24 protein-coding genes and 1 tRNA gene are annotated in these 24,378 nt (G+C 37.1%); 10 read left to right on the top strand and 15 right to left on the bottom strand.

The genetic code is table 11. The annotated features are described in order from the left end of the window. Positions 1-83: 83 nt before the first annotated feature. The 6 genes from RCC89_00005 to rpmH are packed head-to-tail and all read right to left on the bottom strand — an operon-like array spanning position 84 to position 4,413. Complete coding sequence (locus RCC89_00005) at positions 84-593, bottom strand: DUF2480 family protein (protein WMJ71560.1); 510 nt, start codon at positions 591-593, stop codon at positions 84-86. Continuing rightward, a complete protein-coding gene (gene tsaB, locus RCC89_00010; protein ID WMJ71561.1) occupies positions 594-1,277 on the bottom strand; it encodes a tRNA (adenosine(37)-N6)-threonylcarbamoyltransferase complex dimerization subunit type 1 TsaB in 684 nt (227 codons plus the stop codon). A 2-nt stretch (positions 1,278-1,279) separates the two neighbouring features. Next, positions 1,280-2,098, bottom strand: coding sequence for a sulfite exporter TauE/SafE family protein (locus RCC89_00015; GenBank protein WMJ71562.1), 819 nt, complete (start codon positions 2,096-2,098; stop codon positions 1,280-1,282). 9 nt (positions 2,099-2,107) lie between these two features. After that, the gene (locus RCC89_00020; GenBank protein WMJ71563.1) at positions 2,108-3,769 is read right to left on the bottom strand and encodes a S41 family peptidase; all 1,662 of its coding nucleotides are present in this window, start codon (positions 3,767-3,769) and stop codon (positions 2,108-2,110) included. A gap of 37 nt (positions 3,770-3,806) precedes the next feature. Continuing rightward, on the bottom strand, positions 3,807-4,211 hold the full coding sequence (gene rnpA / locus RCC89_00025; protein ID WMJ71564.1) for a ribonuclease P protein component: 405 nt from the start codon (positions 4,209-4,211) through the stop codon (positions 3,807-3,809). A gap of 43 nt (positions 4,212-4,254) precedes the next feature. Further along, entirely contained in the window at positions 4,255-4,413 is a 159-nt protein-coding gene (gene rpmH / locus RCC89_00030; GenBank protein WMJ71565.1) for a 50S ribosomal protein L34, read from the bottom strand. 107 nt (positions 4,414-4,520) lie between these two features. Between rpmH and RCC89_00035 the strand changes: the two genes are divergently transcribed. The 3 genes from RCC89_00035 to RCC89_00045 all read left to right on the top strand — a co-directional run bounded on the left by RCC89_00035 (position 4,521) and on the right by RCC89_00045 (position 8,605). Continuing rightward, on the top strand, positions 4,521-6,227 hold the full coding sequence (locus tag RCC89_00035) for a M61 family peptidase (GenBank protein WMJ71566.1): 1,707 nt from the start codon (positions 4,521-4,523) through the stop codon (positions 6,225-6,227). 169 nt (positions 6,228-6,396) lie between these two features. Then, the gene (locus tag RCC89_00040) at positions 6,397-7,140 is read left to right on the top strand and encodes a glycosyltransferase (GenBank protein ID WMJ71567.1); all 744 of its coding nucleotides are present in this window, start codon (positions 6,397-6,399) and stop codon (positions 7,138-7,140) included. A 22-nt stretch (positions 7,141-7,162) separates the two neighbouring features. Beyond that, complete coding sequence (locus tag RCC89_00045; GenBank protein ID WMJ71568.1) at positions 7,163-8,605, top strand: hypothetical protein; 1,443 nt, start codon at positions 7,163-7,165, stop codon at positions 8,603-8,605. Positions 8,606-8,696: 91 nt separating this feature from the next. Here the strand turns inward: RCC89_00045 and RCC89_00050 are convergent, their stop codons facing one another. The 5 genes from RCC89_00050 to RCC89_00070 form a co-directional block, all read right to left on the bottom strand. Then, positions 8,697-9,620, bottom strand: coding sequence for a PfkB family carbohydrate kinase (locus RCC89_00050; GenBank protein WMJ71569.1), 924 nt, complete (start codon positions 9,618-9,620; stop codon positions 8,697-8,699). A gap of 39 nt (positions 9,621-9,659) precedes the next feature. Next, positions 9,660-10,820: a hypothetical protein gene (locus RCC89_00055; GenBank protein ID WMJ75620.1), complete on the bottom strand. Its 1,161-nt coding sequence runs from the start codon at positions 10,818-10,820 to the stop codon at positions 9,660-9,662. A gap of 269 nt (positions 10,821-11,089) precedes the next feature. After that, positions 11,090-11,743, bottom strand: coding sequence for a porin family protein (locus tag RCC89_00060; GenBank protein ID WMJ71570.1), 654 nt, complete (start codon positions 11,741-11,743; stop codon positions 11,090-11,092). Between the two features lie 134 nt (positions 11,744-11,877). Further along, on the bottom strand, positions 11,878-12,459 hold the full coding sequence (locus tag RCC89_00065; protein WMJ71571.1) for an outer membrane beta-barrel protein: 582 nt from the start codon (positions 12,457-12,459) through the stop codon (positions 11,878-11,880). Positions 12,460-13,102: 643 nt separating this feature from the next. Next, positions 13,103-13,177: transfer RNA gene (locus RCC89_00070), tRNA-Val, on the bottom strand. 213 nt (positions 13,178-13,390) lie between these two features. Between RCC89_00070 and RCC89_00075 the strand changes: the two genes are divergently transcribed. Next, complete coding sequence (locus tag RCC89_00075) at positions 13,391-15,901, top strand: AsmA-like C-terminal region-containing protein (protein ID WMJ71572.1); 2,511 nt, start codon at positions 13,391-13,393, stop codon at positions 15,899-15,901. Between the two features lie 15 nt (positions 15,902-15,916). Here the strand turns inward: RCC89_00075 and RCC89_00080 are convergent, their stop codons facing one another. Both RCC89_00080 and ilvA read right to left on the bottom strand, forming a co-directional pair. Continuing rightward, positions 15,917-16,639, bottom strand: coding sequence for a DUF547 domain-containing protein (locus tag RCC89_00080; protein WMJ71573.1), 723 nt, complete (start codon positions 16,637-16,639; stop codon positions 15,917-15,919). A 65-nt stretch (positions 16,640-16,704) separates the two neighbouring features. Further along, positions 16,705-17,955, bottom strand: coding sequence for a threonine ammonia-lyase IlvA (gene ilvA / locus RCC89_00085; protein ID WMJ71574.1), 1,251 nt, complete (start codon positions 17,953-17,955; stop codon positions 16,705-16,707). A 120-nt stretch (positions 17,956-18,075) separates the two neighbouring features. On the opposite strand from ilvA, the gene RCC89_00090 reads away from it, so the two are divergent. Then, positions 18,076-18,276: a hypothetical protein gene (locus RCC89_00090; GenBank protein WMJ71575.1), complete on the top strand. Its 201-nt coding sequence runs from the start codon at positions 18,076-18,078 to the stop codon at positions 18,274-18,276. A gap of 62 nt (positions 18,277-18,338) precedes the next feature. Here RCC89_00090 and RCC89_00095 read toward each other — a convergent pair whose 3' ends face one another. Further along, positions 18,339-18,659 carry a hypothetical protein gene (locus RCC89_00095; protein WMJ71576.1) on the bottom strand — a complete coding sequence of 107 codons (321 nt, stop codon included), beginning with the start codon at positions 18,657-18,659 and terminating at the stop codon, positions 18,339-18,341. A gap of 48 nt (positions 18,660-18,707) precedes the next feature. Beyond that, positions 18,708-19,547: a hypothetical protein gene (locus RCC89_00100; protein WMJ71577.1), complete on the bottom strand. Its 840-nt coding sequence runs from the start codon at positions 19,545-19,547 to the stop codon at positions 18,708-18,710. Between the two features lie 230 nt (positions 19,548-19,777). Between RCC89_00100 and RCC89_00105 the strand changes: the two genes are divergently transcribed. The 5 genes from RCC89_00105 to phoU all read left to right on the top strand — a co-directional run bounded on the left by RCC89_00105 (position 19,778) and on the right by phoU (position 24,183). After that, positions 19,778-20,680, top strand: a complete 903-nt coding sequence (locus RCC89_00105) for a PstS family phosphate ABC transporter substrate-binding protein (GenBank protein WMJ71578.1) — start codon at positions 19,778-19,780, stop codon at positions 20,678-20,680. Further along, the gene (gene pstC / locus RCC89_00110; GenBank protein WMJ71579.1) at positions 20,681-21,556 is read left to right on the top strand and encodes a phosphate ABC transporter permease subunit PstC; all 876 of its coding nucleotides are present in this window, start codon (positions 20,681-20,683) and stop codon (positions 21,554-21,556) included. Next, positions 21,510-22,466: a phosphate ABC transporter permease PstA gene (gene pstA, locus RCC89_00115; protein WMJ71580.1), complete on the top strand. Its 957-nt coding sequence runs from the start codon at positions 21,510-21,512 to the stop codon at positions 22,464-22,466. The genes pstC and pstA overlap by 47 nt, the downstream gene beginning before the upstream one ends. A 23-nt stretch (positions 22,467-22,489) precedes the next feature. After that, positions 22,490-23,239: a phosphate ABC transporter ATP-binding protein PstB gene (gene pstB / locus RCC89_00120; protein ID WMJ71581.1), complete on the top strand. Its 750-nt coding sequence runs from the start codon at positions 22,490-22,492 to the stop codon at positions 23,237-23,239. 272 nt (positions 23,240-23,511) lie between these two features. Continuing rightward, positions 23,512-24,183, top strand: coding sequence for a phosphate signaling complex protein PhoU (gene phoU / locus RCC89_00125; protein ID WMJ71582.1), 672 nt, complete (start codon positions 23,512-23,514; stop codon positions 24,181-24,183). The last annotated feature ends 195 nt before the right edge of the window (positions 24,184-24,378 follow it).

Consider the following 24,378-nt stretch of genomic DNA (forward strand, 5'->3'; position numbering starts at 1 on the left):
CACTTGAAATAAATTACATGTTAACAGACACACATTCAATTACATGTTTAATAACATGTAGGAAAACTATACAAATAAACCGATCAGTTTTTAGGCTTTTTATAAACAGGAACAGTACTGCATGGCTCACCAAACATAAGACTTTTGACCACAGGGGTTAATAAATTAGTGACTTCCACATAAGCAAACACCGGAACAGGCAAATCACCACAACCTTTCACCACTACACGCTTATCTACAAACTCATTAGTATTAATTTTCAAAAGCTGTTCATGAAACAAAGCTTGTTCCAAATGATCAAGCCCCCCGAAAACTACTTTATGAGCGAATTGATTGAGCTTTGAAGCCAATAACATATAGGCCCAAGCCGGCACTATGGCGTCGACACTGCAAATAATGGCAACATTTTTTCCTTTATAAACCTCCCAGTCATTGGTTTTAATAAACTGTCGAAAATCCTTCTCACGGAGAATTAACTCCTGAAACAAATTATCCTTAATATCATATACAACCCTTTCCCCAGGATGATAAAATTCGCCAAGATCAAGTGTTATAATTCCACTTTGTTCAACACGGTTAACTATTCCTTCCATTTAATTTGATTTTTTCCCAGTCAAAAAAAACTCTTTAAGATAATAAGGTTCAAAATAAGCTAAATCCTCAAATTCCCCTTTCATATACTTTACATTAGCAAGCCGTCCTGTATATTTTGCTGAAGGATACACATTATCCAAGAAATAGGCGTTGGGAGCGTGTCCTAAAAGCTTCTTGCACTTACCGGCACCATTGCCGCAAAAAAGGACTTTATTATTTTCCAGCAAACTCCTAAATGAAGTTTCATCAACAACAACTGCTGATGTCTTTTGGATTTCCTTTAACCTGCCGTCATACACTGCACAATATACCTCCATCCTTCGAGCATCTAGCATGGGGCAAATGAGTATATCTTCATACAAGCTATCCGCTACTGAGGCGGCCATTCCCTGCAAGGTATTAACTGATATTAATGGTTTGTCCAGCGCATAACATAAACCCTTTGCGGTAGAAACACCAATTCTAAGACCTGTATAAGATCCCGGCCCATGAGAAACAGATACAGCATCAATTTCATTAAGTGTTATATTTACACCCTTTAATAAGTCCTGAACAAGGAGAGTAATCACTCTTGAGTGCGACTTTTCTATAAAAACTTCAGAAACCCCTAATAACTCATTATCGCTATAAATAGATACAGAGCACACTTTTACAGAAGTCTCCAATGATAAAATCAATGCCATTATCAGCTAAGGAAATAAAGTTCTACAATTTTCTTAAGAATAACAATTACCAAAAATAAGGAATATATATAACTTATTTTTGCCGAAGATACCTTTCTAGACACACTTACACCAAAAGGAGCTGCAATAATCACGCCAAGCGTAATACTCAACCCAACTGGAAAAATAATATATCCCAGATTAAAATAGTGAAAATCATGAACCGGAGTAGATAAAAGATTAATGAGGGTTATAGTAAACGCAGTAATCATTATAGCACCGGAAGAAATAGCGCTTGCTTTCTTCACGTCTACTTTAAGCAAGGAGTTCAATGCAGGAATAATGACCACACCACCACCCAGTCCGGACAAAGCGGCAATACCGCCCCCAACAAGCCCTACCGCACCGAGCTTCCATTTGTTTATTGAGCGCAATGGTGTAATATAGACCTTTTTTGCGCCCACTAGCGTAGTATACAACATATACGCCAACAAGAAAATTATAATCCCATTAAATACTTTTAATGAATAAAAAGGGGTATTAACAACAAACTCTACCGTAAAGGCAGAACTAATAACCCCCAAGAGGCCAATGATGAAAACTTCTCTTTGATAAAAATTTTTTAGTCTTATAAGAACATAGTTTGCTGATGCAGAAGCAAAAAAAATAGCAAAAACAGAGTTTGCAATGGTATATTGGGGCATCTCTTCAAGAGGAACCCCAATATACCTTAATGCAAAGGGGATAATAAAAATATAAATTACACCACCACCTATTCCAACTAGACCAGCTATAAAGCCTCCTAGCAGGCCGGCAATGAAAAGGTAGAAAAATGAAAGCATACTTTCATATTACTCCCCTTTCAAAAGTTTGTTATACTCAGATGAATCTTTTAAAATTTTTATTGCTGCAAGAATTTCCTCATCACTATCAAAAGATGCTTCTATAACACCTTTTTGCAGGTAGTACCTAGAAACAATCTCTTGCTCAAGATGCTCTTTGATTTCATCTTGGAAGTTTTTCAAGTCATTATCCTTGTTGTGCGTAACCTGATCTCTTAGAGAGTATATTTGATCTTTTATAGCATCGTAATACTGTTCTTTCTTAGCAGTATTAATAAGTTCAGACAAAGTATTTTCTACTTTGGTAGTATAGTCATAATCCTTATCTGTTTTTTCAAGCCATTCAATAAACTCTTTATACTCTTTATCGCTCAATTGAAACTCTTTAGCAGGCTTAATTTCTTTGTTTTTCGCTGCATAAACAGTTGCATAGTCGAAAAGCAGACCCTTGCTGATCAAGCTGGCAGTTATCGGCCCTAAAGGCTTTTTATCCACTTCAATATCTGGCGTAACACCACCTCCATCAAAAACTTTACGTCCGCCCTTAGTTTTAAATGCAACCCTCAAAGAATCTGGAATTTTACCTACAGACCCATCATCTTTACGGTTACTATAATCTATTGCTTGAATACATCTTCCACTAGGGGTATAATATTTTGCAGTGGTCACTTTTAACTGTGAATTGTAAGTAAGAGGTCTAGTTGCTTGCACAAGTCCCTTACCAAAGGTACGTTGTCCGACCAGGATACCCCTATCATAATCTTGAATAACGCCTGCTACAATTTCAGAAGCTGATGCACTTCTACCACTTGTTAACACGACCACTGGAATATCGGTATCTACAGGATGGCTCAAAGCACTGTATACTTTATTCCATTTTGCATTTTTACCTTTAGTTCTAACAACTTCAGAATCTTTAGGAATAAAAATATTAGAAATATTTACCGCTTCACTCAAAAGGCCTCCTGGATTGTCCCTCACGTCAAGAATAATGCTTGTGGCACCTTCTTCCTTAAGCTGCCCAACAGCCTTTTTAATATCTTTTGAAGCACCGCTAGTAAAGTCGCTCAATTGTATATAGCCTACATGTTCATCAACAAGTCCATAATATGGAACAGCATCAATCTTAACTTTTTCACGTGTAATGGACATTTCAATAGGGGCTTCTTCTCCAAACCTGTTTACCACCACTTTCACTTTGGTGTTAGATTGTCCTTTCAAAAGTTTACTGATTTCAGAGGTAGACTTATCTTTCACATTGACACCGTCCACTTCGATCAATTCATCACCCACTTTAAGCCCTGCTTTATGGGCAGGGAATCCTTCATATGGCATCAAGATCAAAGGCTTTTCATCCCTCTTACCGATTACGGCGCCTATACCTCCATACTGGCCTGTAGTCATGGTACGAAAGTCCTCGACTTCATCTTCAGGTATGTAGTTGGTATAAGGGTCTAAAGACTCTAACATAGCGTCTATACCCTTTTTGATCAACATGTTTGGGTTAACTTCGTCTACGTAATAAGTGTTAACTTCTTTATATAGGGTAGCGAAAATGTCAAGGTTCTTTGCAATTTCAAAATACCTGTCTGATGGGCTGTTAAATGCAAAAAAGCTAAAAACAGAAAGGATTACAATCCCTGCTAAAGTTGGTTTCCTGTATCTTCTCATGTGAAAAAAGAATTTTGGCAATTGGATTTTGGCAATTTTAATTTTTTAAACGCTGTAAAATTAAAATTAGTTTTCTTTCTACTTCCTTAAACGGCAAAACCTCTTTTGCTACATATATAATAGCAAGATAGTCAGGGACTTTATTTTTATCTTTTCCAAAAATAAAAGGCTTATTTAATCTGTATGCCTCTTTAACCTTCCGACGAATCTTGTTACGATCGGTAGCTTTACGGAAATTTTTACGGGAAATAGTAAACAAGACCTGCGGAAACGGTTGTTTCTCAGACACGTCCTCTTTATCCAAATATACTATTTTGAAGGGATATAAAAAACAAGAAGAGCCTTTTTTAAAAAGCTCTTCTATTATTTTCTTACTACTAAGCCTTTCATTTTTAGGCAAAGTAAAACGAATACGATCTTCATGCTGTTCCGCTACTGTCATAGAAATAATTTTATAAAAGACAGCTTGTCAGCATCAAAAAATATCAGCCTTTGTGTCTCTTTTCGTCAGAAACTGTTAATTTCTTTCTTCCTCTGGCTCTTCTTGCGGCCAGTACTCTTCTTCCATTAGGCGTAGACATTCTTTCTCTGAAACCGTGCTTGTTTCTTCTCTTTCTGAGTGATGGCTGGAATGTTCTTTTCATTAGTGATATTTATTTAGGGCTGCAAAGGTAAAATTAATTTACTTTTCAAACAATTTTTTTTTAACTTAATTCCTCAAAGAACACAAAGATACAAAAGATTCTTGTCAATGAAATATGTAATTGAATTTTCCGAAAGAAAGAGAAGCATTATTAATATAGAACTTACCATTTCAACATCACAACCTGAAATAATTCTTAACCTGCCAACCTGGCGCCCTGGTAGATACGAAAAAGCCAACTTTGCCAAAAATATATATCCTGTATCTGCAACCGACGATCAAGGAAAACACTTGCATGTAGAAAAAACAGCGACCAATCAATGGAAAGTAAAAACAGCCGACGCTAGCAATGAAGTAAAAGTAAAGTATGCATATTATGCAAACCAGATGGATGCCGGAAGCTCTTGGGTAGACGAAACATTGATTTATCTAAACTTCATCAATTGCTTACTTTATGACCAAGCTTTTGTAGATCAGCCATGTACTGTTATATTAAACATTCCAGATTCCTATCAGGTAGCTTGTGGAATACCGTTTAAAAACAGAAGCATCCATGCTGAAAATTATTACCATCTTGTAGATGCTCCTCTGATGGCAGCAGAAAAACTTCAACATAAATCCTACTCTTACCAAGACACTGCATATCACCTATGGCTCTATGGGGAGTGCTCTCCAGACTGGCCTTCAATTATTGAAGATTTTACCAAGTTTACCAAGGTTCAAGTTGATACGCTAGGCTCCTTTCCGGAAAATAACTATCACTTTTTATTTATTATCCTACCCTACAGGCATTACCACGGTGTAGAGCATCGAAATTCTACCGTTATTACATTAGGGCCTGACGAGGATTTTAAAGAAGGTAGTTTTTACGAAAATTTTTTAGGAATAAGCTCACATGAGCTGTTCCACTCATGGAATGTCTGTAAAATCCGTCCAAAAGAATTGACTCCTTATGACTTTACGAAAGAAAATTATTTTACCACCGGATATGTAGCTGAGGGGGTAACTACATATTATGGAGACCTTTTCTTAAAAAGGTCCGGTGTATTTTCTATCAATCAATATCTGAATGAAATAAACAAACTCTTAAAAAGGCATACCTATTTATATAAAAATGCAGCATCAAGCCTTTCTCAATCATCCCTAGACTTATGGGTAGATGGATATGCCCCAGGTATACCTGACAAGAAGGTATCGATATATGAAAAAGGGGCGCTTATGGCAATGCTATTGGACCTTAAGATCAGGAAGGAAAGTACAAACTCTAAATCTTTAGATGATGTAATGCGTGTTTTATGGGAACAGTATGGCCAAAATGGCACAGGGTATTCAGATGCAGATTATAAATCTATAGCAGAAAATGTATCAGGCATACCTCTTGATGATTACTTCAACCTGTATATCAATGGGGTTACTGACTTTTCCGAAGAATTAAAACAATTGCTTGATTATATGGGGCTAGCATTCATTCAAATTCATTCAGAAAAGAAATCTGAAAGTTTTTACGGCATTAAGCTAAATGAAGGAATGGAAAAAACCATAGTAGACCTGGTAGACCAAAAGGCACCCTCAGCAGAGATTTTCAAAAAAGGCGATGAAATCATAGCTGTTAATGGGAGAAAGATAAATAAAAATACAGACAAGCTACTTAACAACAACTCCAACACCTTTCATTACTTCAGAGACAATAAGTTAATGCAAGCAGAGTTAAAGGTGGAGGGTAAATCTTATTTCTCCTATTACCATATTAGTTTTGCTAAAAACCCAGTTGGCGAGAAACAAAAGAACCTTATTGCATGGTTAGGGAACCATTAAATAACAGGTTTTGCAGGTAAGGCCTAGCATTACTCATACCTGCTGGGATCATAAGAATAGCTGAGCCAATGAAACCCACAAGAGAAGTCAATGGCAAATCCAAGATTTAACTTATCTTTACAAAAGTAAGCCAATGCTTATTTAATAAGATCTGAATTCACACTTGTTCATGGAGCCTACAGTCGGAATTATAATCCCTTGTTATAATGAAGGTAAAAGACTTGACATAAAAGCTTTTGAAGCATTTGCACTGGAAAATGCAGATATTACCCTCATTTTTGCCAACGATGGCAGCACTGACAATACGGGATCAATATTATCTGAGCTGAGCAACAGGTTTCCTGGCAAAATATGTTATTTCCAAGCAAAAGAAAATAAAGGCAAAGCAGAAGTGATCAGGTCGGCTTCCCTTGTTTATACGAATCATTTCGACTTTATTGGCTATTTTGATGCAGACCTTGCCACCCCGCTTTCTGAGCTAAAAAGGATGTGGCAGTATCTCAAAACAAACAAAGAATGCCTGTTCTTACTTGGGTGCAGGCACCAAAGATTAGGTGTTAAAATAGAGCGCAGTTTGCTCAGGCACTATTTAGGACGGGTATTTGCAACCCTGGCCAGTACTTCGCTTGGGCTTCCTGTATATGACACCCAGTGTGGGGCAAAAATACTTGAAAGTAAAATAGCAGAGAAGGTTTTTGCTGAACCTTTTGTCACAAAATGGTTTTTTGATGTTGAAATCCTAAAAAGAATACTATTGCTAAAAGATTTTACCTTAAATAATAAGACGATAGTAGAGTTTCCGCTAAATGAATGGAATGGGATAGAGGGTTCTAAAGTGAAATTGATAGATTTCCTGAGAACCCCATTGTCACTATTAAAGCTGCATTTTCATTATTATCAGAAAAGTAAATAAAAAAACTGTTGATTTAACAACAATGATATCCAATTTAAAAAAATCAAACCAACCTATAATACCCCCTGTAAAGCAGAGAGGTTATGCTAATAAAAGTTTTAAATTGTTCATTATTGGGTTGCTCCTCCCAGTATTCTTATTTGGCACATTTTATCTTTTACAGAAACCAGCAATTTATTCAAATACTCTTGGGCTTATAACCCTCCAATACATTAACATAGATGGTGAAATAAAAAAAGTAGATAGACCATACGAATCTATCACTAATGAAAAACTGTTAGGCTGGGATGCCTGGCACTACTACAGAATAAAAAACAAGGTGTATCAACACATAACAAATACACCTGATGAATATATTTTAGCATTTTTCCCATTATTCCCACTTATATGGAAATTTTCACAACTTCCCCCTGTAGGGATTATAATTTTAAATTATATATTTTACCTCATTGGGTATTCAATTCTTTTTTCCACTTTTATTCCCCCAAAAATACCGCATAGGCTTCCTTTATTCATTTCAGGTTTGACTATGCCTGTAGCAGTGGTTTACTTTATGCCATATACTGAAGGGGTTTTCATGATCACTTCAGCGGTATGTTTCTATGGTATAATAAGAAAAAACTACCCTATTTACTTTTTAGGATCACTTCTATTAGCCACAACGCGACCAGCAATAACCATTGTTGCTTTGGCAATTTTATCTACAGAGGTTTTCTATTTTTTAAAACATAGAAATATAGCACATGTAGCAAAGGAAAGTGTTTTAAAAATCTTACCACTTGTTATCGGAACTATACTAGTTGGATTACTTCAAATGCACTATGGAAGCCCTTCAATAACAAACTTTGCTGCGGTGCAAAAATACTGGGGACATCATTTACAAGTTCCGAAAGGGCTTTCTGATTGGTCGAGCGAGGGATATGGGCTTAACCTAGCAACTCTATGTTTATTTATTCCTTGGGGAATATATACGCTACTAAGAAATATCAAGAAGGCTCCCCAGGATGCTATTTTGACATTTAGCAAAGAAAAGAATACAAAAGATATAAAAAATTATTTACTAATTCTTGCAATAATGTATCAACTTGGTACGACATTGTACATTGCCCTATTTTCAGGAGGAAACTTGCACGGCCTCTTTAGATATCTATTGTGCACACCATTTTTTCTTGTTATTCTTTTTACCTGGATAACAAACAAACAAAACACTCTTAGCTTTAAATTCCTAATAGGTGCTTTTATAATGGCAGTCGTTATTAAACTAACAAATAATTATTCATCAAAAATAAGCTTTTCAGATTTAGGACTTCTAATGTTATTTGTATCAATTACCTATACATTATTTCTTCATAAGCTAAAATCTAAAGGTAGATTACTGATGGGCGCAACAATAGTAGCAATTAATATTGTATGGATTACATTCATGTTTAATATTTTCCTTAGCAAAGGATGGATATTTACCTAAGCACATTTAAGGTATAACTTTATAAAATACTTAATTGCAAGCAAATAAAAGCCTTTGCTGACTACAAGTATCAGCAAAAGGCTTTTAAACATTAACTAAGAACCATTTCAAACTGAACCAACTCTACGAAATCTTTGATTCGTCCTTCCAGCTCTTTTTGGGTTAGGTTGGCCAATCTTTCTGTTCCGAACTTTTCAACACAGAAAGAAGCCATAGCAGAGCCATAAATAACAGCTCTTTTCATATTTTCAAAAGAAATATCCCCACTTCCTGCCAAATAGCCAATGAAACCGCCAGCAAAAGTATCTCCCGCACCTGTGGGGTCAAAAACATCTTCCAAAGGAAGCGCAGGCGCAAAAAATACATGGTTCTCATTGAACAACAATGCACCGTGCTCTCCTTTTTTGATCATCAATATTTTTGGTCCCATGCAAAGGATCTTTTTCGCTGCTTTTACCAAGGAATACTCACCGGATAGCTGCCTTGCTTCTTCATCATTTATCGACAGCACATCAACCATAGAGATCGTTTCTTTCAAATCATCCATGGCCACATCCATCCAAAAGTTCATGGTGTCCATAACTATGAGCTTAGGACGTTTTTTTAACCGGTTAATAACAAGGCTCTGCACTTTTGGAGCAAGGTTGCCCAGCATTAAGTAATCACACTTCTGATAAGCATCTGGAACAACAGGGTCAAATTCCCCCAAAACATTTAATTCTGTTACAAGTGTATCGCGGGAATTCATATCATTATGATACCTTCCAGACCAAAAGAAAGTCTTTTCTCCTTCTTTTATTTGAAGCCCAGCGGTATCAATACCTTTTGCCTCCAACAGCTTTACATCTTCTTTAGGAAAATCTTCCCCTACAACAGAGACTAAATTAATATTATTTGAAAAATACGAAGCAGACAGCCCTATGTAAGTGGCAGCGCCACCGACTATTTTATCGGTTTTACCAAATGGCGTTTCTATAGCATCAAAAGCAACTGATCCAACAACTAACAAGCTCATATTAAAAATTTGATTAAAGGTGTAACAAAAATTTTAAAATCAATCTATCATTTTAGCAGGATAGAAAGGTTTCGACTGGTCAAACAAATATCTATAAGTTATATGCGTTTTTTTAACTTTCGCCCCAACAGATTCTGATATTTTAATCATTTTCGGATTAAAGCTACCAATCCAGTTCATTTCAAAGTCTGTGTACCTTCCAGAAGGCTGAATCTTTTTTGCAGCAGCCATTACAATAGCACCTTCCACCCCTCTACCTTGAAATTCAGGGATTATCCCAAACACTACGCCAAACATCTTTTTGCACTTACCAGTAAGTTTGTAGTACAAAAACTTAAGCTTTCCAATTAAATCAAGTTTACCATTAAGGTGTTTGAAAATTTGGTTTAATTCCGGTATCATAATAAAAAAGCCTATAGGTTCGTCATCGTAGTATGCAAACCAAATCAACTCCTCATCCAAAACAGGTTTAAGTTGGCCAATATTAGCTTTAGCCTGCGCTTTGGACATTTCCCTGACACCTTCATGTTTAACCCAGGCCTTATTGTATATGTACCTAAAGTCTTCGGTATACTTATCAATCTTACTTTTCTTAATATGTTCAAAAGTATATTTTGGGTCGGCACCAATTCTATCAGCCTTTTCTTGGTAAACAGGCGGTAATGGGTCTTCTACCTTTCTATGGAAGGTATACTGTTCGTAATATACCTTAAAACCGTATGCTTCAAAAAGTTTTTTATAATATGGGAAGTGATAAGGCATCATATAGTTAGGTTCCGTAAAACCATCTACAAGAAGCCCCCACCAATTATGCCGTTCTCCAAAGTTTATTGGCCCATCCATGGCTTCCATGCCTCTTTCCTCAAGCCAATGTTTACAAGTATCAAATAATTTGAAAGCAGCTTTTTGATCATCAATACATTCGAAAAAACCCATTCCTCCGGTAACATACTCGGTAGTTTTCATGGTTTTTCGATTAATAAAAGCCGCTACACGCCCTATAGTGGTTCCTTTGTCATCGGTCAAAATCCACCGGGTAGCTTCTCCATGCCGAAAATATTTGTTGGTTTTAGGATCAAAGACCCCTTCAATATCTTTATCTAAAGGCCTAATCCATGGCTTTTCATTTTTGTATAACCTTACAGGAAAAAGCAAAAATTCTTTAGCAAGCTCAGGTGTAGTAACTTCTATTATATTCATACTCATTTTAAGCAAACCCTAAAATTAAAGGTTTTGAACAAAAAAGTGTAACACCTGGCACATTATCCTCAATAAATGCAATTATCCATACAGGAAGGTTTCAACCTGAAACATCCAGTAGCACTTTTTATTAGGCAGCAAACAACTTCAGATCAGTCGCTTCGAACGCATTTGTATCTTTACAATAGCGCTTCTATACTTTGCGACCCCAAAATGCTGATATATTGCCACTTTGCTTCTCATGACGAAATCTATCGTATAATTCAGGATCAATTTCCAATGGGCCAAACATAGCCAGTAGAGAAATTCAGAAATCGGTTGTACCAAGGCCGCGTCCCTTCTACCTCCCTCCTTCTCAAATCTGCAAAACCATGCCCTATACGTCCATCTAAAAAAGTATAACCTGGGCCGACCATTAACTTTATTCCCATTCCTACCAATAAACCAAAATCGTACCTCTCAAGATTGTCGTCCTCAAAGTCTATGTTTCGGGTACCGTCATCCAAAGGCTCCACATTTCGGTAGTCCCACGATGTACGCCCCCATAAAGCATAACCTGCATAAGGCCCCACCTCTCCATAAAATCTTAAGGATTTGGATCCAACGGAAAAGTTTGCCAAAAGATTGCTATTAAGATATTGAATCCTAGTTACCTCCCGCATATCCCCTTCAATGGATCTAAATTGTCTGCCAAGTGGAGAAAAGTTTACTTCTGTCTGAATAGAAAAATGCTTACCTGTCCGAAAGTTTAAAAACCCACCAATAGCAGGACTCGGCAGAAGCGGCATTCTTAACCCTTCAGGTCGAGAACCTGCTTCATAGTCAGATAAGTTTAAACCGCCACGAATGCCTAGGGAAACCTGCCCATCGACCTGAGCGCTTATAAACATTATCAGTAGAGTAAAAATTATACTATTCCTCATCAGCGTCATTAGAAAGTTACCTTTCAAAGAACAACCCGTAGCTAATGGTTTGGTTATGTTATTCCCATTATAAAGCATAAAAAAAGGTTGTAGTTACACTACAACCTTTAACAGTATATCTATTTATAATTTTTCTAATTACTTAGCATATACACAATCCCAACATTAAGCCCAAACCAAGAATAAGGCCGGCTAACATTACTGCCTTCCAGTGTGTTCATGACATAGTTGTACCTTACACTACCATTAACATAGAACCTTTCAGCAGTTTCAAACAATAATCCAAAAACAGGAGCCGCTCCAAACTTAGCCTCTGTTTGTACAGTAAGTTGATTTATGCCTGAAACCCATTGGGAGCCTCTATATATATACACGCCTGCATCAAGACCAATGTAGGGACGTATACTTTCGTCAGATAAATAATACTCAAAAAATCCCGTTACAGGTATAAAGTCTTGACTCCCCCTAGAAAAAGCACTACCTATGCTAAAACGGTTATAGCCAGCATTTAACCCAATAACAACCTCTTCCATGGCCTGATATCTAAAAGACCCTTGTACACCAAAAGAGGCATTATACCGGTCGCCCAAGGTGCCTACAGGAAGATTGACACCGGCCGAAGCCCCAAACCCCACCTGTCCAACCTGAGCATAAGAAGCTTGAGCAAACATTAGTAGCCCAGCTAAGAAAAATACAATAGACAATTTCCTTTTCATATTTTCATCCAATAAATTCTCAAATAAAGATAAGAAAAATAATCTTTTCTCTATGCCAATAAGGCAAAAAAAATGGACAGGTATACCCTGTCCATTTACATATGAAGAAATTACTACCGGTTGTGCATTAAAACTCCTTATTTCCCAAGTAAGATTGTCACATACGTCAACCGATAATCAAAATACAATTACTGGACAAAAAGGTAACTAAAATAAAAAATCAATTTTAGACAAGGATCTTGACTCTCCTGCTGTGCATGAAGATGAAACCGTTTGTCCGAAACTCGAGTAGACCAGAATGGACATGATAAAAATTGCAAAACAATGCTTCATAAAAGTAACAGTTTAATAGCCAGTAAGATTTTTTTATTGTAAATAAAAATAAACCACCTCAATTTAACAACTAAAACCCACTTATTATAGACATATTCTTAATTACTATAAGCTAAGCCTAGCTTGTTGTGTTAATTCCCGATAGGTAGTTTATTTTTGTGGGGCAAGCTTTGAATGTTAGCGAAGTAGCATTCAAGCTCTAGCGAGTGTAGAGAAGGTTTAAAAAACTGGAGTATTGCGAAGAAGATGGAGCAATGTTATAATTGTCCTTTAATAAAAAAAGCTACCCTTAAAGAGTAGCTTTTTCTTGTGGGACGTACTGGATTCGAACCAGTGACCCCCTGCTTGTAAGGCAGGTGCTCTGAACCAGCTGAGCTAACATCCCGTTTTTTGTTTTTATTTAAGAATTTCCCTTCTGAAAACTTCTTTTTTTATTTTTGTTTTCGGTTATTGTTCCGATTACGTGTGCAAAGGTAGGCAATGTTTTTTAATATACAAGCTTTCTGCAAAAATATTTTCATAAATAAATTTTATACCGCTATTAAAGACTAAAAACATAATTTCCCGTTAACTTTGAATAGGGAATGTTATCCAAAGAATGTTCAAAAGAATAGCCAAAATACTGCTCTACCTGTTTTTCTCAATTGCGATAGTCTTTACTATCTTGTTTAGCATTATTTTTATAAATCAGGATAGAATAATTAAGTTAACTATCAATGAACTGAATAAATACCTGATAACCAAAGTTGAAGTTAGTGACAATATAGACACAGAACTTTTCTCAACCTTTCCCAATGCATCTGTCAAACTAGAAAAAGTTCGTATTTACGAATCCATAAAAGGAAGCGATGCTTTATTAGCTGACCTAGAGTCTGCTTATTTGGCTATAGACCTATGGACTTTAATAACCAAGGGCAACATAAGCATTTCCCGGATTTTTTTAGAAAATGGAAGTATAGATATTAAGTTTCTTTCAGACGGCTCTAATAATTTTTCCATTATTAAGTTTCCTGACGAGCCTTCAGACGACACCGGCGCCGACTTTAATATCAACCTGATTTCTCTGGAAAAAGTAAACCTGAAATACTCAAACGAAGTATCAGAGCAACGCTACGACATATTTTGTAAAAACAATCAAGCCACCCTATCCTATGTCAATGAAATTTGGGACATAAAAATTTCGGGGCACTCCCATGTCAATTATGTGAGCATATCTAACCACGATTATGTAAAAGACAAATCATTGGACATTACTTGCAGGCTAGCCTATGACGAAAGTCAGGAATACCTAAACATCAGCCAATCTGCGATAAAACTCAATAGTTTCCTTTTTTCCATTTCAGGAGATGTGAAAACAGGAAACACTTCGGAGGTCAACATCAATATAGAAGGCGAAGAAGGAAGGGTTGAGTCATTGCTTTCTCTATTGCCCCCTCGATTCAAAAAAGACTTGGGGAAATTTAGGGCGAAAGGAGATGTTTATTTTAAAGGAAAAGTTGCAGGAGTAGTATCTGCCACTAAAAACCCTCTAGTAGAGCTTAGCTTTGGGTTTTCCGACACATCATTAGAACACCCTAACCTAAACAGCCCTGTAACTGGCGCAACTTTAAAAGGCAGCTTCACCAATGGCAAGTTCCGTAATGAGACGTCCACCTTACTTGCCTTAGATGAGCTTAAAGGAATATATGACGGAAAAACCATCAAAGGCAGGATAGTCGTTGCCAATTTCCAGGAACCAACGTTAGATATGGAATTATCTGGTGCTATCAACTTAGGTTTCCTTTTGGCTATTTACCCAATTGAAGAAATAAACTCCGCAGAAGGGGAAGTAGAAATGAATATTCACTTCAACGGCCGTTTGGCTGACTTTAAAACTCACGCTGGGAGCAAACGCATAAATACCTCTGGTGACATCATTTTAAGGAAAGTAAGGTTTAAGCATGTAGATTACCCCTATGAGTTCAAGAAGCTGAACGGAAACTTCCTTTTTAACAGAAGCGATTTGGCAATCAATGAATTTACCGGCTATTTGGGCAAAAGCCACTTTGATCTCAAAGGTTCATTCAGGAATATTATACCTAGACTCGTTTTCCAAAGAGAGAAGTTATTTATAGAAGCTGATTTAAAATCTAACCACGTTGATCTAGAAGAGCTACTGGATTATTCAGACAGCAATAATAAGCAAAGCGTATCAAAAACCACCTATCAAAATACACTTTTTGACCATTACGACTTTAAGCTGAACTGCGACATCAGGAAATTGAACTTTAAGAAATTTTCTGCTAAAAACATCAAGACCACTATAAAGACCAATACCCCATTCGTCAAAGTAAACCGAGCATCATTAGATATTGCTGGCGGAAATTTATCATTCAACTCTGATTTTAACCTTAGCAACTTAGATAATATAAATGTCACTATAGACGCTATAGCTAAGGACATCCACTCTGACAGCCTATTTTACATCTTTGGAAATTTTGACCAACAGTTCATCACCCATAAGCATTTAAAAGGCCAAATCTTTTGCCAAGGGCTCATTTCGTTTAAAATGAACCAGCATTTGGACATTCATTTACCTACCATTGCCTCAGATTTAGATGTGACTATAAAAAATGGCCACTTAATAGCATTTGAACCTATGCAGCAACTTTCTAAGTTCATTGACGAAAAAAGCCTTGCCAACATCAACTTTTCTGAAATGAGAAATAAAATACATATAGTAAATGAGGTTATTTACATTCCAGAAATGATGATCAAGTCTAATATAGCAGACATAAGTGTCTCAGGCAGCCATTCATTCAATACAGATATGGACTACAGATTGGGGGTGCCTTTGAAAGCAATTAAGAAAAACCACAAAGATAAAGACGAAGCATTTGGAGCTATAGAAGATGATGGCAGAAGAGGGGCTGTATTATTCCTTACTATAAAAGGAAATAGTGATAACTATAAAGTAGGATATGACTCAAAAAGAGCCGTCAAAAAAATAGGAGAAGATATTAAAGGTCAAGGCCAGGAGATCAAAGATATCATCAAAGGACGCAAAGATTCCGAAACCAGGTACCATGAATTAGACACTGAGGAGTACTTTGACTTTGATGAAGATTAGGCATTTAGCCAGTCATCATTTGTTTAAAATATGACTGGCCGGATACCAGACAATCTTATAGCTATCCGGTATTTCCTCATTCCGATGTTCGTTAATAAACTTAATGATATCTTTCTTGTCTACCGCTTGTTTCCACATCATCAAAGATTCACTTAACAAGACAGTTCCAGAATTCTTCTTTACCCTAACAAACTTTTCATCGTTGACCGCATTTCTCAAGCACTGCTTTAACTGCTTATCGAGTGTTTTTGGGAAAAAGGCTTCTTCGGGGGCTGGAAAAAACCCAGAGGTTCCTGTTGACAAACCAAAATAAAGCTTTTTATCCGAAAACTTGCTCAAAATTATATCATGCTTAAGCTCTTGTAATGAAAGCGTTTGCCCTGAAACTTTAAAATCTTTGTTAGTAAAAAAACCTTCAATATCATAGGGAGAGCTAACAGGGTAGTTTTTCACCACACCCGATATGACCAATACATTGTGGGCATTTAAATAAAAAGCCTTAAGCACAGGTTCAGGAGAGCGAGAAAGGTTTGCTTTTTCTATCAATTGAAGAAGGTCATCTAGCTTATGAGGCTTTTTCTTGACTCTGGCATAGTCTACTTTTCCTTCAGAAACATATTCTTTAAAAAACTTATTAGATTTTCTAAAGAACTTTCTTTGAAATTTTTGAGCATCTGCCGGAACAACACTCACAATCCAAAGAAAGAAAACTAGCACACCAATTTGAAACTTCTCCATAGTTTTAACAACAGGTTACGACAACACGCCACATCAAACGGCCAGGAAACACTCCTGGCCTTAATTTATAAGAAATAACCGAACAGGTTCGGATCTTTATTGATTTCTATATAATCTATCTTCTTCTTGTTCATCCGCTCCATCAACAAATTATAATCCTCTCTGTATTTCAGCTCTATACCTACCAATGCGGGTCCTGCTTCTTTAATGTTTTTCTTAGTATATTCAAAACGGGTAATATCGTCATTTGGCCCCAAAACTTCATCGAGAAACTCCCGCAAGGCACCAGCCCGTTGAGGGAAGCTAACAATAAAGTAATGCTTAAGGCCTTCATAAATAAGTGAGCGTTCCCGAATCTCATTCATTCTGCCCAAATCATTATTACTGCCACTGACCACACAGACCACATTTTTACCTTTGAGCCGATCTGCTATAAAATCAAGGCCGGCAATAGACAGTGCACCAGCGGGCTCAGCCACGATAGCCTCTTCGTTGTAAAGCTTGATAATGGTAGAGCAAACTTTTCCTTCAGGCACTAAAACAACTTCATCCAGGGTTTTGGAACAAATTTTAAAATTTAGCTCCCCCACTGTTTTAACAGCAGCGCCATCAATAAACTTGTCTATTTTATCAAGAGTAACTACTTTTCCCTGCTTAATAGACTCGTACATGGCAGGTGCCCCAGCAGGCTCCATCCCAATAATTTTTGTTTTAGGACTAATCTTTTTAAAATAAGAAGAAATTCCTGCCGCAAGTCCACCACCACCAATAGGAATTACTAAATAGTCAATTTCCTCAGAAAGGTCGTCCAGTGTTTCTACAGCAACCGTTCCCTGCCCTTCAATGACCTTCTTATCATCAAACGGATGTATAAAGAGTTTCTTGTTTTGGTCAGAATATTTGATGGCTTCTTCATAGGCATCGTCAAAGGTGTCGCCGGTAAGCACAACCTCTACAAAATCACTTCCAAACATTTTGACCTGCTTTACCTTTTGCTTAGGAGTGGTATTAGGCATAAATATTTTCCCTGGTACCTTCATGAGCTTACATGAGTAAGCTACCCCTTGCGCATGGTTTCCGGCACTTGCACACACTACCCCTTTCTTCAGCTCATTTTGAGGATAGCTGCACATAAGGTTATAAGCACCTCTGATCTTATAAGACCTGACCACTTGCAGATCTTCTCGTTTCAAATGGAGCTCACAACCATATTTAGTGGATAAATTATGATTTTTGATTAAAGGGGTATGTGTTACTATACCATTTAGCCTTTTACTGGCTTTTACTATTTCTTCAACAGAAATTAATTCCGACATCTGACAATTTTAGAAAGGATTGAATGTAAAATTAAATTTTTACGTTGTTTCTGCCAAATAAGAATAAAACTTAAAGTTGAAGATTTTATCAATTTTCAAAAACTAATAGTAATTTTACGTATGAAGTTTATACAAAGCCTTAACCTTTTCCAAACCCTCGCCATGCTGGGGATCATTTTCAGCATAGCCGCACAATTTATTTTATCTTTGATAAACAAGCATGTAGATAATTTTTGGGCTGTTTACCCTACCTGGATCTTTGTCTTCATTTTTGGCACTATTGTAAAGAAGTATGTCAAACCAGACGACCATCACCATTAAAAAAACCCGGCACATGTTACCATGTTTACCGGGAATAAACTATATTACAAGACCTAGTTAACTTACAGACCGCCTGCTTTTCCCATAAAGGAGATCAATTTATCATCAGAATAAAGGCCAAAAGCGTCAACAACAGTACCCTTTAGCCCATTTTTTGTCTCTATAATATAGACAATAGCCATATCATCTGGGTCTGAAATACCTTCAAACCTTAATTTTTCAATGATATTGACATCCTCTGGAGAAAAGGTATCTCCGGTCTCATAACATACTAGCCCTTCCTCAGTAATATGGAACTCCTTGTCGTAGCCTTTTTTTGTAAGGGCATCTATTTTCAAAGACATAGGCGTTCTTGAGTGGGGCATATTTGTTTCTTTTCTCATAACTTTTCCCTCCTATCATTTTAACAAATAACAAAAGAAAAAGTTATTCTAGGGCTGGAAATCAAAAGTCATAGGGTCGGGGTAAAGAAACTTATAATCAAGTTCTTTTTGCAGCAAACTTCCCTCTATAAGTTTATAACCTGATGCATCTTCTTCTTTATACTGAGGTTCCTGCATCCCCAACTTTTTGGCAATATGCGGATAGTAAATCTTCCTCAGCGGATGTCCTGGCGCACAAACATTATATACTTTATTGAGGCCATGTTTGGCGCAAACTTCAGAAACAATACGAACCAAATCATCGCGATGGATTAGGTTTACTGGGTTATTTCCTCCCGATAGGTTGGTCTTTCCCGCAAAATAATTTACCAAAATGCGGTCATATCCCGTAAGCCCACCACACCTTAGGACGACGGCTTCTTGAGAGATAGACAAAATAATTTGCTCTGCATCAAACAGCACTTTGTTCCCTGCCTGATTCTTATCTGCCAAATCACCCTCTTGAACAATTTTATCTAAATCTGGATAAACCGACGTAGAGCTAATATACACCACCTTACGGAGCGGGCTATCCTTTAGGAAAGGCGCCAAACCCTGCATTTGCCTGACATGATAGTCGCTTCCAGGGTTTTTCCTTGTTCCAGGAGGAATGTTTATAATTAGAATTTCTGAGGAGAGAAAATCCTCCAATTCTTCTTTTTCACATTTTGGTTCAGGGTCAAGGCGGATCAGGTAAGGCTTTATCCCATTACTTTCCAATAGACTTAACTTATCGGGAGAAGTAGAACTACCTTTAACATCATTTTTATGTTCAATCAGAAATTTAGCTAGTGGAAGTCCTAACCATCCACAGCCTAATATACTTACCGTCTTATTTTGAAGATTCATAATCTAAAATTATATTAAAAAAGCACACGGAACTATTGTTTGAGAATATTCCTTAAAATGATGTTTAACATGTTCGAATAAAACCAACTTAAGGCCAATATTTAACAATTCCGTAACATTAAATTACCTATTTTTACCAAAAGATATAAGACTTTATTTTAATGCGTTGCCTGCTGCTGTATATATTTTTGTTCCCCCTGCTGTCTTGCAGCCAAAAGCCTAAAATAAAGGTGGACGGCTCTAGTACGGTATATCCCATTACAGAGGCAGTGGCAGAAGATTTTATGTGGAACAACAGTGGCGCCAACGTAACCATAGGAGTTTCTGGTACCGGAGGAGGATTCAAAAAATTTATTCGAAACGAAATCGATATTACCAATGCTTCTAGGCCTATTAAAGCTATAGAAGATGAAGAAACTAAAAAAGCAGGTATAGATTATTTGGAGCTTCCTATTGCGTTTGATGGACTGGCCATTGTGGTTCACCCTCAAAACACCTGGGTTGACTACCTTACTGTAGAAGAGCTAAAGAAAATATGGCAACCTGAAGCGCAGAGCAAAGTAAAGAAATGGAACCAAATTAGACCTGAGTGGCCTAATAAAGAAATTCACCTATTTGGGGCCGGAACCCAATCTGGCACGTTCGACTATTTTACAGAAGCCATTGTAGGTACGGCTAAATCATCACGTGGTGACTATACAGCGAGTGAAGATGACAATGTGCTTGTACAAGGAATATCTTCAGATGTATTAGCGTTAGGATATTTTGGCCTGGATTATTATGAAGCTAATCAAGACAAGCTTAAATTAGTGCCTATAGATAATGGCCACCATAAGGGGCCTATAATACCTACACAAGAGTCAATAAGTTCAGGTATTTACCAACCATTATCAAGACCGTTATTACTTTATGTTAATCAATCATCGCTCGAAAGGCCGGAAGTATTAAACTTTTTAATATTTTATCTAAAAAACGCTCCAAAACTAGTTAAAGAATCAGGATATGTACCGCTGACACCAGAAACCTATGAGCTGCTAATAAAAAGGGTAGAAGACCGGATTTCTGGTTCGGTATTTTTAAGCTCCCGTTCTACTGTTGGCGTTAAAATCGAAGAACTAATACAGGAAGAATAAATGAATTTGAAAGAGAAGATTATAGAAAACCTCCTGTTCTGCTGTGCATTACTCACTATCCTTACCACTATAGGCATAGTAGGAGTGCTTGTTGTTGAAACTTTCAAATTCTTCATTGAAGTATCTATAATAGAGTTTTTCACCAGCACCCAGTGGACACCACTATTTGCGGAAAAACATTTTGGGATACTACCTCTTCTTGCAGGCACTTTTCTTACCACGACAATCGCCATACTGGTTGCAGTTCCAATGGGATTATGCATAGCTGTATACCTGAGCGAGTATGCCCACCCCAAAACACGTGGCATCGTCAAGCCCATATTGGAAATTCTTGCAGCCATCCCTACCGTAGTGTATGGTTATTTTGCTCTGGTTTTTCTTACCCCAGCACTTCAAAACCTCATACCCGGATTAGCTGGATTTAACGCCCTGTCTCCAGGAATTGTTATGGGAATAATGATTCTTCCGCTAGTGTCTTCCTTAAGTGAAGATGCTTTATATGCGGTACCAAAACCTTTAAGGGAGGGAGCTTTCGCCCTCGGTTCCACTAGATTTCAGACTGCATGGAAAGTAGTTGTTCCATCGGCATTTTCAGGCATTGCTGTTTCTGTCATACTCGCTGTTTCCAGGGCCATAGGCGAAACCATGATTGTGGCTATTGCAGCTGGGCAGCAACCTAGGTTTACACTAAACCCATTCGTTCCGATAGAAACAGCAACGACCTATATAGTACAAGTGAGTCAAGGCGATATCCCCCATGACTCACTTGAATATAGAACTATTTTTGCAGTGGGCATAACCTTGTTTATTCTTACATTTATTTTAAATAATGTTAGTTTCTGGCTCAAAAGAAGATTCCATCAAGCCTATCACTAATAGGCCTAACAAGAGAAATAGAAAGAAACTTAAAAAGCGTTTAAAACAATTCAAAGGAAGCCATTACTTTGAGTTTCAAAACATTTTTTTTAAGAATCTGGCTATTCTATGTGCGTTAGTAGGTGTGTTGTTCTTGGGTCTACTGCTTTATGACGTAATTTCCAGAGGTATTGGAAGGTTAGATTGGGACTTTTTCTCCAACCCTCCGTCGAGAAAAGCTGAAAGAGCTGGAATTTATACTGCTTGGATCGGAACGGTTTGGATTATGCTACTTACGGCTGCTATTGCTTTCCCCATAGGTGTAGGAGCTGGAATTTACCTGGAAGAGTACAATAAGAAAAACAGGTTGTCAAACCTTCTTGAAGTAAATATTGCCAATTTGGCTGGTATTCCATCTATAATTTACGGCCTATTAGGGCTAGAAATTTTTGCAAGGACATTCATGTTAGGAGGCAGTATTTTAACAGGCGCATTGACACTAGCACTCCTTATTTTACCTATCATTATAGTATCGACTAGAGAGGCCATAAAGTCCGTTCCCCAGTCCCTTCGAGAAGGCTCCTATGCACTCGGTGCCTCAAAGTGGCAGACCATCTGGCACCAAGTACTACCTGCATCTATGTCGGGGATAATTACCGGTGTGATTCTTGCTATATCAAGGGCTATAGGAGAAACCGCACCACTGCTGGTTATAGGTGCACTCTTGTATGTGCCCATTGCCCCTGAAGGTGTCATGGACTCATTTACTGTGCTACCTATCCAAATCTATAACTGGATCAATAGGCCACAGCAGGAATTTACAGAAAATGCCGCAGCTGCCATTATCGTTCTACTGTTTATTACCTTTGTTATGAATGGGCTAGCAGTATATTTGAGGTATAGATGGCAGAAAAAGTCCAAGTGGCAGTAAATTCGCCTATTAAAAGTGCGATTATGAAAATAGAGACAAAAGATGTACATGTTTATTACGGTTCGGAACACGTGCTGAAAGGAATAAACATGAAAATAAAAAAGCAAACCGTAACAGCTCTAATCGGTCCTTCAGGATGTGGCAAGTCTACTTTTTTGCGACTGTTCAACCGAATGAATGACCTGATCGACGATGTGCGCATAACAGGAGAAATACTTATAGATGGTGTAAATATATATTCTGAGAAAATCAATGTCAGTGAGTTAAGAAAATCAGTTGGAATGGTTTTTCAAAAACCAAACCCTTTTCCAAAGTCCGTTTTTGAAAATGTAGCTTATGGTCTCAAGGTCAAAGGAGTATCAAACAAGAGACATTTAGAAGAAAGCGTGGAGAAAAGCCTCCGTCAAGCGGCATTGTGGGATGAGGTAAAAGACAAGTTAAAAAAATCAGCATTTACTCTATCTGGCGGGCAACAACAACGCTTATGCATAGCACGTGCTTTGGCGGTTGAGCCTTCCATTTTATTAATGGACGAGCCCGCTTCCTCGCTTGACCCTATCTCTTCTACAAAAATAGAAGAGCTTATTTATAATTTAAAAAGAGCCTATACTATTATTATTGTAACCCATAACATGCAGCAAGCCTCTCGAACTAGTGACAAAACGGCATTCTTTCATATGGGAGAGCTGGTCGAGTATGACGACACAAGAAGTATATTTACAAATCCTAAAAAGATAAAAACACAAAACTATATTACGGGCAGGTTTGAGTAAACCCGTTTTTTTAATCTTATTTTTTTAATACAAATCGTCTACCCTAAAAACTCAGCAAGCATTTTACCGGTATAACAATTTTTTGAGAGAAATCGAGTAAATTATTTTGAAAGTCGTAGTGCAGCCATTAGCTTAACATACGAAGAATAGACAAACCAAGAACAAAGTTCGTCGCTAATGGTAAATGAACTTTGAAAGCGTAAGTTTTAACTACTACAACATTTTTTAAAAAACGAAAAAGCCGAAAACCTGCTTATTAGGCCATCTACAATATGAACCTACTAGAAACAGAAATAGGAGAGCTTAAAACAGAGCTTTTAGATATGATTGCCCTGGTAAAAGGGCAATTTGAAAAAGCTATTGTCGCTCTTAGCACATTTGATAAAGATTTGGCTAAAGAGGTCCTCGTCAGTGAAAAAAAAGTTAACGAGAGCGAGCTAAAGATAGACAGCAAAGGAGAACACATCCTTGCCCTTTTTAGTCCTGTAGCCATAGACCTCCGTTTTGTCATGGCATCTCTTAAAATGGTTTCTGACATTGAACGCATAGGAGATAATGCCAAAGCCATTGCCCATTACGTACTTTTATCTGAAAATCCTTTTGACAAACAACTTCAAAACCACCTTCAGCTTGAGAAAATAAGCAAAACGGGTTTAGAAATGCTCAGTATTTTGCATGAATCTTTCGAAACCGACAACACCAGGCTTGCCAAGAGCATTTTTGTTAAAGACGAGACAATTGACAAAGTCAATATGGCAGCCAATGGTTCCATAGCAGAATATTTGCAACATGAAAAAGATAAGAGTAAGATTTTAGAAGCGCTATACCTACTGTCGATAGTAAGAAAAATAGAAAGAGTAGGCGACTGTGCCGCCAATATAAGTGAAGAAATAATTTTTTATGTAAAAGCAAAAGTGCTAAAACACCAAAGAAAAAACCTTTAGCTATTATTTTAGCCTATCTTTTACAAGGCGATAAGCTTAGTAATAATACAATTGCTAGCCATAGAGAATATATTATTGACCAATACAATCCTAATCAATAAAATATTTTATATTTTTAAACTGATAATCTTTTAACATATCTTATTTAAAACAGGTTAGATAATAAACAGTAAGACCTGAAATTTTTTAGAAATA

The sequence above is a fragment of the Cytophagaceae bacterium ABcell3 genome (assembly GCA_030913385.1).
Taxonomy (GTDB): Bacteria; Bacteroidota; Bacteroidia; order Cytophagales; family Cytophagaceae; genus ABcell3.

Coding starts and splice junctions, on each gene's coding strand:
- RCC89_00005 (WMJ71560.1), bottom strand. CDS start 593: ATGGAAGGAATAGTTAACCGTGTTGAACAAAGTGGAATTATAACACTT.
- tsaB (WMJ71561.1), bottom strand. CDS start 1,277: ATGGCATTGATTTTATCATTGGAGACTTCTGTAAAAGTGTGCTCTGTA.
- RCC89_00015 (WMJ71562.1), bottom strand. CDS start 2,098: ATGCTTTCATTTTTCTACCTTTTCATTGCCGGCCTGCTAGGAGGCTTT.
- RCC89_00020 (WMJ71563.1), bottom strand. CDS start 3,769: ATGAGAAGATACAGGAAACCAACTTTAGCAGGGATTGTAATCCTTTCT.
- rnpA (WMJ71564.1), bottom strand. CDS start 4,211: ATGACAGTAGCGGAACAGCATGAAGATCGTATTCGTTTTACTTTGCCT.
- rpmH (WMJ71565.1), bottom strand. CDS start 4,413: ATGAAAAGAACATTCCAGCCATCACTCAGAAAGAGAAGAAACAAGCAC.
- RCC89_00035 (WMJ71566.1), top strand. CDS start 4,521: ATGAAATATGTAATTGAATTTTCCGAAAGAAAGAGAAGCATTATTAAT.
- RCC89_00040 (WMJ71567.1), top strand. CDS start 6,397: ATGGAGCCTACAGTCGGAATTATAATCCCTTGTTATAATGAAGGTAAA.
- RCC89_00045 (WMJ71568.1), top strand. CDS start 7,163: ATGATATCCAATTTAAAAAAATCAAACCAACCTATAATACCCCCTGTA.
- RCC89_00050 (WMJ71569.1), bottom strand. CDS start 9,620: ATGAGCTTGTTAGTTGTTGGATCAGTTGCTTTTGATGCTATAGAAACG.
- RCC89_00055 (WMJ75620.1), bottom strand. CDS start 10,820: ATGAATATAATAGAAGTTACTACACCTGAGCTTGCTAAAGAATTTTTG.
- RCC89_00060 (WMJ71570.1), bottom strand. CDS start 11,743: ATGAGGAATAGTATAATTTTTACTCTACTGATAATGTTTATAAGCGCT.
- RCC89_00065 (WMJ71571.1), bottom strand. CDS start 12,459: ATGAAAAGGAAATTGTCTATTGTATTTTTCTTAGCTGGGCTACTAATG.
- RCC89_00075 (WMJ71572.1), top strand. CDS start 13,391: ATGTTCAAAAGAATAGCCAAAATACTGCTCTACCTGTTTTTCTCAATT.
- RCC89_00080 (WMJ71573.1), bottom strand. CDS start 16,639: ATGGAGAAGTTTCAAATTGGTGTGCTAGTTTTCTTTCTTTGGATTGTG.
- ilvA (WMJ71574.1), bottom strand. CDS start 17,955: ATGTCGGAATTAATTTCTGTTGAAGAAATAGTAAAAGCCAGTAAAAGG.
- RCC89_00090 (WMJ71575.1), top strand. CDS start 18,076: ATGAAGTTTATACAAAGCCTTAACCTTTTCCAAACCCTCGCCATGCTG.
- RCC89_00095 (WMJ71576.1), bottom strand. CDS start 18,659: ATGAGAAAAGAAACAAATATGCCCCACTCAAGAACGCCTATGTCTTTG.
- RCC89_00100 (WMJ71577.1), bottom strand. CDS start 19,547: ATGAATCTTCAAAATAAGACGGTAAGTATATTAGGCTGTGGATGGTTA.
- pstC (WMJ71579.1), top strand. CDS start 20,681: ATGAATTTGAAAGAGAAGATTATAGAAAACCTCCTGTTCTGCTGTGCA.
- pstA (WMJ71580.1), top strand. CDS start 21,510: ATGTTAGTTTCTGGCTCAAAAGAAGATTCCATCAAGCCTATCACTAAT.
- pstB (WMJ71581.1), top strand. CDS start 22,490: ATGAAAATAGAGACAAAAGATGTACATGTTTATTACGGTTCGGAACAC.
- phoU (WMJ71582.1), top strand. CDS start 23,512: ATGAACCTACTAGAAACAGAAATAGGAGAGCTTAAAACAGAGCTTTTA.